Here is a 13379-nt window from a genome sequence, read left to right as displayed (position 1 = left end):
AATAATAAAGGAGGTTTTTTTATGTCATTTTTTGTAACAAAAGCAGATGGGGCATACAGTCTGACAACGGCAGGTTATGTGGCAGTTGCTGTGATTCTTGTGGCGTTGATCGTTGTAGCTGCGCTGTTTGCAAAACGGGAGAAGAAAGAAAAAAAGAAAATTGGAACAAAACAGCTTGTCGTATGTGCGATGGCAGTTGCACTTGCGATGGTGACATCGATGTTAAAGATTTATTCTTTTCCATTTGGTGGATCGGTAACATTATTCAGCATGTTGTTTATCTGTTTTGTTGGCTATTTATATGGACCGGCGACGGGGATGCTGACTGGGGCGGCATACGGGGTACTTCAGCTTCTGATCGAACCATATATTTATTTCCCGCTTCAAGTACTTGTAGATTATCCGCTCGCATTCGGGGCACTCGGACTTTCAGGATGTTTCAGCAAATCCAAACATGGTCTTGTAAAAGGATACTTGTGTGGCGTTCTTGCAAGATATGTATTTGCGGTAATTTCCGGATGGCTCTTTTTTGGAGAATATGCGTGGGACGGTTGGGCGGCGCTTCCATATTCGCTTGTATATAACGGATGTTATATTTTTGCGGAGGCAGCGCTTACAGTTCTCGTTTTATCGATTCCGGCAGTCTCCAAAGCGATGAAGAAAGTGAAGATAACAGCGGTCAACTAATCAATCGGATAGAATTAAAAATAAAAATGTCATAAATTCCTTCATTTTACAGATACTATTTCCAGAAATGGAAAACAAAGTAAAATGGAGGAATTTTTTATATGAAAGCAACAGGAGTCGTAAGAAGAATTGATGATCTCGGGAGGGTTGTAATCCCAAAGGAAATCCGACGGACACTCAGGATTCATGAAGGAGATCCACTTGAAATCTTTACCGATCGAGAGGGAGGTGTCATTTTAAAAAAGTATTCTCCAGTCGGAGAAATGACACCGCTTGCCATACAGTATGCGGAAAGTCTTGCCCAGGTAGCAAAATGTACTGTCTGCATCACCGATCATGAGACGGTAGTCGCAGCGGCGGGAAATGGGAAAAAAGAATTTGCGGGGAAACGAGTCAGTGAGGCATTTCAGACCTGTCTAAGTGACAGAAAGGAGAGATGTGCAGCCAGAGGGGAGAAAGGATTTGTTTTATTAACAGAAGGACAGAGCGCAGTCTTTACGGAGGAAATCATCAGTCCGATTGTGGCGGAGGGAGATGTGATCGGTGCGGTTGTACTTTTGATGAAAGAGGAAACAAAGAGGACGGAAGATGGAGCAGAAAAGCTTGCACTTGCAGCGGCAGCTTTTCTCGGGAAACAGATGGAATTTTAAGATGGTCATAAAACATTGTGGACGGGCATAGATTAGAGTGTACTTATTATTTGGTGCAAATACGCTTGAAATCTGGGAGGGACGACAATGGAGAAGACAATCAGACAGGAAATGAAAGTCACATGGGTGTTAAAGGCGCTGATGGCAGCTTACGTTGTGACCGGCTTACTTCTTTTGCTGCTGACGCTGCTTGTATACAAGATGGAGTTCAGTGAGGAAAAGGTGACGGCGGGGATTACAGCGATCTATGTGCTGTCCACATTTGTGGGCGGACTTGTGATCGGGAAGCTTTCCAAAATGAGAAAATTTTTGTGGGGACTTGTGGTCGGAATTTTATATTTCGGGTTATTGCTTTTGATTTCCTTTGGGATTTATCGTACCTTACAAGGAAATGGGACGAATATTTTGACGTCGTTCCTGCTCTGTGCGGCAGGTGGAATGGCGGGTGGAATGATTTCTTAAAAGAAAGTCTTTTAAATCTTACATGCATGTGATATAATAAGCTAAGTTAATGCTAATTTAAGGAGGAATGTAAGATGAAGCACATTAAAACATTAAATACTCAGACATTAAACAATACAATGAAAAAAGGCGGATGTGGAGAATGCCAGACATCTTGTCAGTCAGCATGTAAGACATCTTGCACAGTTGGAAATCAAACTTGCGAACAAAAGAAATAAGCTAACATCGCACAGATTGAGATCAGGCAGCGGCTTCGGTCGCTGCTTTGTCTTTGCGTTAAGAAGAAAGGAGCAGAACACAAGTGATTCATCAGTATGTAAATAATGGGTATCACATCGTGCTGGATGTCAACAGCGGTTCCGTTCATGTTGTGGATGAACTTTGCTATGATGTCATTCAGGCGCTGGATACAATGGGAATAGATCAGGCAGAAAATCCTGTGGAAGAATTAAAAAAAGAAGAAACAGCAGCAGGGCTTTTGGAGAAGCTTTCAGCAAAATATGCAGAGAGTGATCTGAAAGATGCCTATGGAGATATCGTGGAACTGACAGAAGCAGGTCAGTTGTTTACAAAAGATATTTATGAACAGTATATCGGGGAAGTGAAGCAGAGAAAGACAGTGGTAAAGGCGCTCTGTATGCACATCGCACATGACTGTAATCTTGCCTGCAAATATTGTTTTGCAGAAGAAGGAGAATATCATGGAAGAAGAGCGCTGATGTCCTATGAAGTTGGAAAGAAAGCGCTGGATTTCCTGATCGCAAACTCTGGAAACAGAAGAAATCTGGAAGTAGACTTCTTTGGAGGAGAGCCTTTGATGAACTGGCAGGTTGTCAAAGACCTGGTGGCATACGGACGTGAGCAGGAAAAGATACATAACAAAAATTTCCGTTTTACGATCACAACAAACGGTGTACTTTTAAATGATGAGGTACAGGAATTTGTCAACAAAGAGATGGACAATGTTGTCTTAAGTCTTGATGGAAGAAAGGAAGTCAACGATAAGATGCGTCCGTTCCGCAATGGAAAGGGAAGTTATGATCTGATCGTGCCGAAATTCCAGAAGCTTGCAGATAGCAGAAATCAAGAGAAATACTATGTGCGTGGGACATTTACAAGAGATAACCTTGATTTTTCTAAAGATGTGCTGCATTTTGCAGATCTTGGTTTCAAGCAGATCTCTATTGAACCGGTCGTAGGGGAAGATTCAGATTTCTATTCTATTAAAAAAGAGGACCTTCCAAAGATCTTTGAAGAGTACGATGCACTTGCAAAAGCACTTGTAGAGAGAGAGAAGGAAGGAAAAGGAGTGAATTTCTTCCACTTCATGATCGATCTCGACGGTGGTCCGTGCGTTGCAAAGAGATTGTCCGGATGTGGTTCAGGCACAGAGTATCTTGCAGTGACGCCTTGGGGAGATCTTTACCCTTGTCATCAGTTTGTAGGAGAAGAAGAGTTCCTAATGGGAAATGTAGATGACGGAATTGTGAAGCCGGAGATCGCAGAGGAATTCCGGGGATGTAGTGTATACTCCAAGGAAAAATGTAAGAATTGTTTTGCGAAGTTCTACTGCAGCGGTGGTTGTATGGCGAACTCTCAGAAGTTCCACGGATCGATCCATGACACATATGACATCGGATGCGAGATGGAAAGAAAGCGTGTAGAATGCGCGATCATGATGAAGGCAGCATTGGCAGAGTAAGGGAAAGAAGGTAACAGGACATGAAAAAATCAAGAGGAGTATGGAGCCTGATTGCGACTACACTTCTGATCGTTTTGCTCGGATTTACGACAATCGTCGGATTCGGAAAGGGAAAGATTGGTTCTGCAAAGAACATCACACTGGGGCTGGACCTTGCCGGTGGTGTGAGTATTACCTATCAGGCGAAGGATAAAAATCCTACTTCAGAGCAGATGAGTGATACAATCTACAAGCTTCAAAAGCGTGTGGAGCAGTATAGCACAGAGGCGACAGTTTACCAGGAAGGTGACGATCGGATCAACATTGAGATTCCGGGTGTGACAGATGCAAATAAGATTCTCGATGAGCTTGGAAAACCGGGGTCATTGGTATTCCAGGATTCAGAAGGAAACGTTGTCTTAGAAGGAACGGATGTGAAAACAGCTTCTGCAAAGACAACGCAGGATGAGATGAACAATAAAGAATATATCGTGGAACTGATCCTCACAAAGGACGGTACAGATAAATTTGCCAAGGCGACAGCGGAAAATCTTGGAAAACAGATTGCGATCGTCTATGATGGAAAGACGATCAGCAATCCGGTTGTACAGTCTGAGATTGATGGCGGACAGGCCTATATAGACGGAATGGCTTCCTATGAAGAGGCAGAAAATCTGGCATCTACAATCCGTATCGGAGGACTTCAGCTGGAACTGGAAGAACTTCGCTCTAATGTAGTCGGAGCGCAGCTCGGAGAAGAGGCAATCAGCACAAGTCTTCTTGCAGGAGCGATCGGACTTGCGATCGTGCTTGTATTTATGTGTATTGTCTATCTGCTTCCGGGATTTGCATCCAGCATTGCTCTGATCATTTACACAGGACTGACACTGGTACTTTTAAATGCATTTAATATCACATTGACTCTGCCGGGTATCGCTGGTATCGTGCTGTCTATCGGTATGGCGGTCGATGCAAATGTCATTATTTTTGCGAGAGTCAGAGAAGAACTGGCAGCAGGAAGGGCTGTGAAATCAGCGCTTCGCATCGGATTTCAGAAAGCATTGTCTGCAATCATTGATGGAAATATCACAACATTGATCGCAGCACTGGTACTTGGATTAAAAGGAACAGGAAGTGTCAAAGGTTTTGCACAGACACTTGCACTTGGTGTAGTTGTGTCCATGTTTACGGCACTGTTCATTACAAGAATCATTATCTTCTCGCTGTATGCGATTGGTTTCCGAGATGTGAAGTTTTATGGAGCGAAGAAGACAACGAAAGTTCGTAACTTCCTCGGAAAGAAAGCAGTCTGCTTTGCTATCTCCGGAGTGATCATCCTCGGCGGACTTGGAATCATGGGATACCATGCAGCAAAAGGGCAGGGGGCATTTAAGTACAGCCTGGAATTTATGGGCGGTACTTCCACAAATGTGACATTCAATGAGGATTACTCAATCAAAGAGATTGATTCCAAAGTGGTTCCGGTTGTTGAGAAGATTACAAAAGATGCAAATGTGCAGACACAAAAAGTTGATGGTTCCAATGCGGTCATTATCAAAACGAGAAGTCTTGACTTAGAGGAGCGTGAAGCATTTAATAAAGCAATGGTAGACAATTTTGATGTGGACGAAAGTCTGATCACTTCTGAGAATATCAGCTCTACCGTAAGTTCCGAGATGAGAAGCGACGCAGTTGTTGCGCTTTTAATCGCGACAGCCTGCATGCTTCTGTATATTTGGTTCCGCTTTAAAGATGTGCGCTTTGCAACAAGTGCAGTCATCGCATTGTTAAATGACGTACTGTTTGTTGTAGTTTTCTATGGAGTGGCAAGAATTTCTGTCGGAAATACATTTATCGCATGTATTTTGACAATGGTCGGATATTCGATCAACTCGACGATCGTTATCTTCGACCGTATCCGTGAGGAATTGAAAGTGCAAAAACGTAATGAAGATTTGGCGACACTTGTCAACCGCTGTATTTCTGAGACACTGACAAGAAGTATCTATACGAACTTTACAACTTTTGTTATGGTTGTAATTCTCTTTATTCTCGGAGTAAGCTCTGTGAAAGAATTTGCGGCACCACTGATGGTTGGAATCGTAGGAGGAACTTTCTCTTCAATTACGATCACAGGTGCACTTTGGTACATTATGAGGACAAAGATTCAGAAGAAAAAATAGAAAAAGACAGGGGCGGGAGAACGAGGAGGTTCTTCTGCCCCTGTTTTTCGATGAGGTATATGATGGAAAAATGGTTTATTATGCGGAAGGGTGCACCGTTTCAGGAAATTGCACAGAAATTTCACATCAGCCCCATTCTCGCAAGACTGATCCGGAACCGGGAGATCACGGATGAGGAAGAGATCAGACTTTATTTAAACGGAACGATCGCAGAACTCCACGATGGAATTCTGATGAAAGATATGGACCGTGCAGTGGAAATTTTAAGTGAGAAGATCCGGGAGAAAAAGCCGATCCGGGTGATTGGGGATTATGATATTGACGGGGTGAATGCAACATATATCCTTTTGGAAGGAATAGAAAAGCTTGGTGGAGTTGTGGACAGCGACATCCCGGATCGTATGAAAGATGGATATGGACTGAATCAGGAATTGATCAACCGTGCGCTGGAGGCGGGGATCGACACAATCATCACTTGTGACAATGGAATTGCGGCGGCAGAAGAGATTGCCTATGCGAAGAAGATGGGGATGACGATCATTGTCACGGACCATCATGAAATCCCATATGAAGAAAAAAATGGGGAAAAAGTGTATGAACTTCCACCGGCAGATGCGGTCGTTGATCCGAAGCGGATCGACTGTGAATATCCGTTCTCTTCCCTATGTGGTGCGGCAGTGGCTTATAAGCTGGTAGAAACACTCTTCAATGTGATGGGGCAGGACGTGGAAGACGTAGATTATCTGATGGAAAATGTGGCGATTGCGACGGTAGGGGATGTGATGGATCTTGTCGGAGAAAACCGCATTTTTGTAAAGCAAGGACTGGAGATGCTAAAGTGTACAAAAAACTATGGACTGGATGCGTTGATCGAATGCACCGGCGTTGACCGGGCACATTTGTCTGCATATCATATTGGATTTGTCATCGGACCATGCCTGAATGCGGGAGGAAGGCTTGACACGGCGAAACGGGCATTGGAACTTTTGCGAGCCTCTAGCCGGAGGGAGGCAGATCTGCTTGCGGGGGATCTAAAAGCATTGAATGACAGCCGAAAAGAAATGACACAGGCAGGGGTCGAGGAGGCGGTGAAGATGGTAGAGACAACAGCGCTTCAGGAAGACAAAGTGCTTGTGATTTTTCTTCCGGACTGCCATGAAAGTCTGGCCGGAATCATTGCCGGACGGATCAGAGAACGGTATCACAAGCCGGTATTTATTCTTACAAAAGCAGAACAGGGAGCAAAGGGCTCTGGCAGGTCGATCGAGAATTATGATATGTACGAGGAGATGAGTAAGTGCAAAGCTTTGTTTACCAAGTTTGGAGGACATAAGATGGCAGCAGGATTATCGCTTCCGGAAGAGAATATCGAAGTATTTCGCAGACAACTGAATGAGAAAACAGTGCTGACAGAAGAAGATTTCTGTGAGAAAGTATCGATCGACATGCAGATGCCACTCCGATATGTGACAGAGGAACTGGTAGAGGAACTGGAACTTCTGGAACCGTTTGGAAAAGGAAATACGAAACCGGTTTTTGTAGAAAAAGATATGCTTGTCCTAAATAGCCGGATCCTAGGAAAAAATCAGAATGTGCTGAAGATGCAAGTGAAAGACTTGGGAGGAACGGTGATGGATGCGATTTATTTTGGAGAGGCACAGGAATGTCTGGAAAAAATCAGGAGAGCAGGGGGAAAAATCACAGCGACGTATTATCCATCGGTCAATGAATTCCGTGGACAGAAGACACTTCAGATCGTGATACAAAATTACAGGTGATTCGATATGATATAAATGTTGTTTCAAAGCAAAAAAAGTGATATACTAAACAATATCGTTTGAAGCAAAGGAGAAGGAGGGATCGAGATGTCAGAAACACTGGAAATCAGACCAAAAGAATTTAAAATGGTGGACGGCCACGCAGTTAAGGAGCCGGAAGACTATCAAGATCCCGAACTGTTGTACCAGTCATTAATCAAGAGGATAAGAGAGTATCATCCATCGGCAGATATCTCTATGATCGAGAAGGCATACCGGATTGCAAAGCAGGCTCACGAAGGACAGAAGAGGAAGTCCGGAGAGCCTTACATCATCCATCCACTTTGGGTAGGAATCATTCTGGCAGAGCTTGAGATGGATAAAGAGACGATCGTTGCAGGAATTTTGCATGATGCTGTGGAAGATACGATCATGACGAGGGATGATATTGAGAGGGAATTCGGCGCGGAGGTAGCACTTCTTGTGGAGGGGGTCACAAAGCTTGGACAGTTATCTTATTCAAAAGATGTCGATAAGATGGAACTTCAGGCAGAGAACTTAAGGAAGATGTTTCTTGCGATGTCCAAGGATATCCGTGTGATCATCGTGAAGCTGGCAGACCGTCTGCATAATATGCGTACGGCACAGTTCTGGCCACCGCACAAGCAGAAGGAGAAGGCGAGAGAGACGATGGATATCTACGCTCCGATCGCACAGAGACTTGGAATTTCTAAAATCAAGAAAGAACTGGACGATCTGGCGCTGAAGTACTATCAGCCGGAAGTGTTCTATGATCTTGTGAAGCAGATTAATGACCGGAAGACAGAGCGGGAGGAATTTGTACAGCAGATTGTAGATGAGGTGGCAAGCCATATGAAGAATGCGGACATTCAGGCAGAAGTCTATGGCAGAGTGAAGCATTTCTTCAGTATCTATAAAAAGATGGTCAATCAGGATAAGACAGTAGATCAGGTCTATGATCTGTTTGCGGTCCGCATCATCGTAGATACGGTGAAGGATTGTTATGCCGCGCTTGGTGTGATACATGAGATGTACACACCGATTCCGGGAAGATTTAAAGATTATATTGCGATGCCAAAGGCAAATATGTACCAGTCTTTACATACAACGCTGATGGGACCTGCAGGACAGCCGTTTGAGATCCAGATCCGAACGAAGGAGATGCACAAGACGGCCGAGTATGGTATTGCAGCACACTGGAAGTACAAAGAGAGCGGGGATGGCAAGAAGAATATTGCCATGCAGGAAGAGGAGAAGTTAAGCTGGCTCAGGCAGATTCTCGAGTGGCAGCAGAATACGGACAATCGTGAATTTTTAAGTCTGTTAAAGGGCGGTCTGGATCTGTTTGCCGAAGATGTTTACTGCTTTACGCCGAACGGAGACGTGAAAAATCTTCCAAATGGTTCGACACCGATTGATTTCGCCTATGCGATCCACTCGGCAGTCGGCAACAAGATGGTCGGGGCGAGAGTCAACGGAAAGCTTGTGACGATTGATTACAAGATTCAGAACGGAGACCGCATTGAGATACTGACATCACAGAATTCTAAGGGGCCGAGCCGTGACTGGTTGTCGATCGTCAAGAGTACGCAGGCAAAGAATAAGATCAATCAGTGGTTTAAGAAGGAGTTCAAAGAGGAGAATATCATCCGCGGAAAAGAGATGCTTCAGGCTTATTGCAAGGCAAAATCTCTCGTGTTGAGTGACCTGACAAAGCCAAAATATATGCAAGTTGTGCAGAAGAAATATGGATTCCGAGACTGGGATGCAGTGCTTGCGGCGTTGGGACATGGAGGACTCAAGGAGGGACAGATTGTCAATCGCCTTGCTGAGGAATATCAGAAGGATCACAAGGAAGAGATCACGGATGAGACGATTCTTGAGAAAGTGTCAGAGGCGTCCAAACATAAAGTGCACATCGCAAAATCAAAGAGCGGAATTGTCGTAAAAGGAATCGATGATATTGCAGTCCGTTTTTCAAGGTGCTGCAATCCGGTGCCGGGAGATGAGATCGTGGGATTTGTGACAAGAGGAAGAGGAATGTCGATTCATCGCACAGACTGTGTCAATATTCTTCACTTGTCTAATGCAGAGCGTGCACGGCTGATCGATGCAGAGTGGGAACAGACAGAAAGCGATGCATCCAATGGACAGTATATGGCAGAGATTAAGATGTATGCGACAGATCGGCAGGGAATGCTGATGGAGATTTCCAAGATCTTTACGGAGAATAAGATTGATGTCAAGTCCATGAATGTGCGTACTAGTAAGCAGGGAACTGCGACCATTGAGATGGGATTTATTGTGCGCGGTCGTGAGGAATTGGCAAGACTGATTGAAAAGATGCGTCAGTTAGAAGGCGTGATCGATATAGAACGTAGTGTGGGGTAACAAAAAGAGATGAAAGTAGAACGTTTTTTAACTGGAATATTAAGTACGAACTGTTATGTTGCATGGAATGAACAGACGAAGGAAGCCGTAATTGTAGATCCGGCGGCATATTCCAAGAAGTTGGCAGAATTTCTCCGAGAAGAGGGATTAAAGCCGCAGGCAGTGCTTCTGACACATGGACATTTTGACCATATTATGGGGCTGGATGCATTGCTTGAGGAGTATCCGGTTCCGGTATATGTCCATGAAGCAGAGAAAGGACTGATCGCAGATCCGAAGACAAATCTTTCTTTGACTTATACAAACGGGTACGTCTTTGAGGATGCAACCTATGTGACGGATGGTCAGAAGATTGCGGCTGCAGGAGTGACATTTGAAGTATTATTTACACCTGGACATACATCAGGCGGATGTTGTTATTACGCGGAGACAGAGAATATGTTGTTCAGCGGGGATACACTGTTTCGGTGTTCCGTCGGAAGGAGTGATCTGCCGACGGGGGATGAGACGACATTGATTCGTTCTATCAAGGAGAAGCTTCTTGTTCTGCCGGAAAATACAGTGGTATATCCAGGGCATATGGCAGCGACGACTATTCAGACAGAGAAGACAGCAAATCCATTTCTGGCGTAAGTGGTGAAAAGATAAAACCAATTCTGTTCAGAAAAATGTCAGAATCATACAAGGATCAGAAAAGGTGTTTTGTGTAAGGTAACTGAGGGCGGGGAAGCATTTTCCCGTCCTTCCTTCGTAAGAGAGAAGAGGAGTGCTGTCTGTGGCAGTGGTGTAAAAAACACAGTGAGAGAATAAATGAGGAAGAGAAGAGAATGATTCGATTACGGATAAAAGACAAAAGTTATATCTATGATGTATTTCATATTGTAAAAGCATTTTTCCCAAATGAGACAGTAGAGCAGGAAATCGATGAGGATCAGGGAATGTTTCTAGAGCTGGAGGTGTGTGTACAGGAGCGCATTTGCAGAATCTGTGCGGAGATAAAGGAACTGGATGCATATGAGACAAAAAAAGAGAAAAAGCAGTATCTGGACCGAAAGATTTACCGGGCGCTTGCAGAATATTCCGGGAAAACGCTGGCATGGGGAATCCTAACGGGGATCCGCCCGACAAAAATCGCAATGAAGATGTTAGAGGAGCAGATGGAGGAAGCAGAGATTCAGAGAACTCTTATGGAACAATATCTGATGAGTGAGGAGAAAGCACGCCTTGGAATCGAGATTGCAAAGCGCGAGAAGGCCCAGCTGGAGCAGCTTGATTATGAAGATGGATATAGTCTCTATGTGGGAATCCCATTCTGTCCGACCACCTGTGCGTACTGTTCGTTTACCTCATACCCGATCGAAGCATGGAAGACGAGGGTGGAGGAATATCTCGATGCACTCTGCAAGGAAATCAGCTATGTCGGGGATATTTCAAAAGAGAAGAAATTAAATACCATCTACATTGGTGGAGGAACCCCGACCACATTGGAAGCAGATCAGTTAGATCGTCTGCTCACACATTTGGAAGAGACATTTTCTTATGAGGAGATAAAGGAGATTACCGTGGAGGCAGGACGGCCTGACAGTATTACAAGAGAAAAGCTGGAAGTGCTGAAGCGCCACAAGATTCCGCGGATTTCGATTAACCCGCAGACGATGCAGCAGAAGACTTTGGATCTCATCGGGAGAAAGCATACCGTGGAGGATATTCTCCGCGTGTATGGGATGGCGAGAGAATTGGAGTTTGAAAATATCAACATGGATCTGATTGCCGGACTTCCGGGAGAGACGGTGAAAGATGTCAAAGACACGTTAAGGCAGATTGAGGAACTTTCTCCTGACAGTATTACGGTGCACTCGCTGGCAGTTAAGCGTGCGTCGAGGCTGGCACAGATGCCGGAATTGAAAGAGGCTGCGCTCCAGGAGGAAAGAGGACGGCAGATGGAAGCGATGATAGATCTCGCAGCGGAGAGTGCTGCGCGGATGGGAATGAAACCGTATTATCTGTATCGCCAGAAAAATATTGCCGGAAATTTTGAAAATGTTGGCTATGCAAAGGTTGACAAAGCAGGAATATACAATATACTTATTATGGAGGAAAAACAGTCTATCGTAGCAGTGGGAGCAGGAGCCTCCACAAAGGCTGTGTTTTCGGCGGCAGAAGACCAGTTAAAGAACGGTCAGCCGGGAAAAGAAGTAAAATTAGAAAAAAGGATTGAGCGTGTGGAAAATGTCAAAGATGTGGGACAGTATATCGCACGGATCGATGAGATGATAGAGCGAAAGGGAGAACTATTATGGCATTAAAGAAAAAGCCCGTAACCGGGATGAAAGATATGTTACCGAGAGAGATGCAGATCCGGGATTATGTGATCCGTCTGATCAAGGAGACATATGGAACATTTGGATTCTCTTCGATTGAGACACCATGTGTGGAGCATATCGAGAACCTGTCGAGCAAGCAGGGGGGAGAGAATGAAAAGTTGATCTTTAAAATTTTAAAACGTGGAGAGAAGTTAAAGCTGGACACAGCAGAATGTGAGGCAGATCTCGTGGATGGTGGACTCAGATATGATCTGACTGTTCCGTTATCCCGTTATTATTCCAACAATGTCAGTGAGCTTCCATCTCCGTTTAAAGCGCTGCAGATGGGAAATGTGTGGAGAGCTGACCGTCCGCAGAGAGGGCGCTTCCGTCAGTTCATGCAGTGCGATATTGACATCTTAGGAGAACCAAATAATCTTGCGGAGATCGAATTGATCCTTGCGACGACGACACTGCTTGGGAAACTGGATTTTAAAAACTTTACTGTTCGTATCAATGACCGGAAAATCTTAAAGGCGATGGCAGCTTACAGCGGATTCGAAGAGAAAGACTATGATGATGTATTTATCATCCTGGACAAGATGGATAAGATTGGTCTGGACGGTGTAGAAAAAGAACTGCAGGAGCATGGATATCCGAAAGAAGCGGTTGAAAAATATCTTCAGTTATTCAAGGAGATTACAAATGATATCGAGGGAGTACGCTACTGCAAAGAGAAATTAGAGGGATACCTTGAGGAAGCGACTGCAGATGGGCTGGAGATGATCATCGCAAGTGTGGACAGTGTGAAAGAAGCAGATTTTAAGTTAAGCTTTGACCCGACACTGGTGCGGGGAATGTCTTACTATACCGGAACAATCTTTGAGATTGCGATGGATGAGTTCGGCGGCTCTGTCGGAGGCGGCGGAAGATATGATGAGATGATCGGAAAATTTACCGGACAGCCGACACCGGCATGCGGATTTTCAATCGGATTTGAGCGGATCGTCATGCTGCTTTTAGAGAGAGGATATGAGATTCCGGACAACAAAGAGAAGCTGGCGCTCTTGATCGAGAAAGGAATGCCGCAGGAGAAGATGCTGGAAGTGCTGGCATTTGCAAAAGAGCAGCGCGCTGTAGGGAAGCAAGTAATGCTCTCGATCATGAAGAAAAACAAGAAATTCCAGAAAGAACAACTTTCTCAGGAAGGTTACACAGAAATTAAGGAATTTTTTAAATAAATA

Annotated in this window: 11 protein-coding genes; all 11 read left to right on the top strand. The window is 44.6% G+C overall.

What is annotated here, in order from left to right:
- The first annotated feature begins 21 nt into the window (after positions 1–21).
- The 11 genes from thiT (at position 22) to hisS (ending at position 13376) form a co-directional block, all read left to right on the top strand.
- Entirely contained in the window at positions 22–687 is a 666-nt protein-coding gene (gene thiT / locus EDD74_RS01640; protein WP_016439352.1) for an energy-coupled thiamine transporter ThiT, read from the top strand.
- 101 nt (positions 688–788) lie between these two features.
- Positions 789–1337, top strand: coding sequence for a stage V sporulation T C-terminal domain-containing protein (locus tag EDD74_RS01635; RefSeq protein ID WP_008976447.1), 549 nt, complete (start codon positions 789–791; stop codon positions 1335–1337).
- A gap of 87 nt (positions 1338–1424) precedes the next feature.
- The gene (locus EDD74_RS01630) at positions 1425–1799 is read left to right on the top strand and encodes a TIGR04086 family membrane protein (RefSeq protein ID WP_116441745.1); all 375 of its coding nucleotides are present in this window, start codon (positions 1425–1427) and stop codon (positions 1797–1799) included.
- A gap of 74 nt (positions 1800–1873) precedes the next feature.
- Positions 1874–2017 carry a six-cysteine ranthipeptide SCIFF gene (gene scfA / locus EDD74_RS01625; protein WP_008976445.1) on the top strand — a complete coding sequence of 48 codons (144 nt, stop codon included), beginning with the start codon at positions 1874–1876 and terminating at the stop codon, positions 2015–2017.
- An 83-nt stretch (positions 2018–2100) separates the two neighbouring features.
- Complete coding sequence (gene scfB / locus EDD74_RS01620; protein ID WP_009262924.1) at positions 2101–3501, top strand: thioether cross-link-forming SCIFF peptide maturase; 1401 nt, start codon at positions 2101–2103, stop codon at positions 3499–3501.
- A gap of 20 nt (positions 3502–3521) precedes the next feature.
- Entirely contained in the window at positions 3522–5663 is a 2142-nt protein-coding gene (locus EDD74_RS01615) for a protein translocase subunit SecDF (protein WP_008976443.1), read from the top strand.
- A gap of 62 nt (positions 5664–5725) precedes the next feature.
- The gene (recJ, locus tag EDD74_RS01610; RefSeq protein WP_008976442.1) at positions 5726–7441 is read left to right on the top strand and encodes a single-stranded-DNA-specific exonuclease RecJ; all 1716 of its coding nucleotides are present in this window, start codon (positions 5726–5728) and stop codon (positions 7439–7441) included.
- A gap of 87 nt (positions 7442–7528) precedes the next feature.
- Entirely contained in the window at positions 7529–9832 is a 2304-nt protein-coding gene (locus EDD74_RS01605; protein ID WP_008976441.1) for a RelA/SpoT family protein, read from the top strand.
- A 9-nt stretch (positions 9833–9841) separates the two neighbouring features.
- Positions 9842–10465: an MBL fold metallo-hydrolase gene (locus EDD74_RS01600; protein WP_008976440.1), complete on the top strand. Its 624-nt coding sequence runs from the start codon at positions 9842–9844 to the stop codon at positions 10463–10465.
- Positions 10466–10659: 194 nt separating this feature from the next.
- Entirely contained in the window at positions 10660–12138 is a 1479-nt protein-coding gene (gene hemZ / locus EDD74_RS01595) for a coproporphyrinogen dehydrogenase HemZ (protein WP_008976439.1), read from the top strand.
- Positions 12129–13376 (top strand): histidine--tRNA ligase, encoded by a 1248-nt coding sequence (hisS, locus tag EDD74_RS01590; protein WP_008976438.1) that lies wholly within the window; start codon positions 12129–12131, stop codon positions 13374–13376. Before hemZ ends, hisS begins: the two co-directional genes overlap by 10 nt.
- The last annotated feature ends 3 nt before the right edge of the window (positions 13377–13379 follow it).

Source organism: Faecalimonas umbilicata (genome assembly GCF_004346095.1).
Taxonomy (GTDB): domain Bacteria; phylum Bacillota; class Clostridia; order Lachnospirales; family Lachnospiraceae; genus Faecalimonas; species Faecalimonas umbilicata.
Note: the sequence above shows the minus strand (reverse complement) of the source record. Positions and strands in the feature narration are given on the sequence as shown.

Excerpts from the sequence above, each read along its gene's own strand:
- thiT (WP_016439352.1), top strand. The coding sequence starts at position 22 with ATGTCATTTTTTGTAACAAAAGCAGATGGGGCATACAGTCTGACAACG.
- EDD74_RS01635 (WP_008976447.1), top strand. The coding sequence starts at position 789 with ATGAAAGCAACAGGAGTCGTAAGAAGAATTGATGATCTCGGGAGGGTT.
- EDD74_RS01630 (WP_116441745.1), top strand. The coding sequence starts at position 1,425 with ATGGAGAAGACAATCAGACAGGAAATGAAAGTCACATGGGTGTTAAAG.
- scfA (WP_008976445.1), top strand. The coding sequence starts at position 1,874 with ATGAAGCACATTAAAACATTAAATACTCAGACATTAAACAATACAATG.
- EDD74_RS01615 (WP_008976443.1), top strand. The coding sequence starts at position 3,522 with ATGAAAAAATCAAGAGGAGTATGGAGCCTGATTGCGACTACACTTCTG.
- recJ (WP_008976442.1), top strand. The coding sequence starts at position 5,726 with ATGGAAAAATGGTTTATTATGCGGAAGGGTGCACCGTTTCAGGAAATT.
- EDD74_RS01605 (WP_008976441.1), top strand. The coding sequence starts at position 7,529 with ATGTCAGAAACACTGGAAATCAGACCAAAAGAATTTAAAATGGTGGAC.
- EDD74_RS01600 (WP_008976440.1), top strand. The coding sequence starts at position 9,842 with ATGAAAGTAGAACGTTTTTTAACTGGAATATTAAGTACGAACTGTTAT.
- hemZ (WP_008976439.1), top strand. The coding sequence starts at position 10,660 with ATGATTCGATTACGGATAAAAGACAAAAGTTATATCTATGATGTATTT.
- hisS (WP_008976438.1), top strand. The coding sequence starts at position 12,129 with ATGGCATTAAAGAAAAAGCCCGTAACCGGGATGAAAGATATGTTACCG.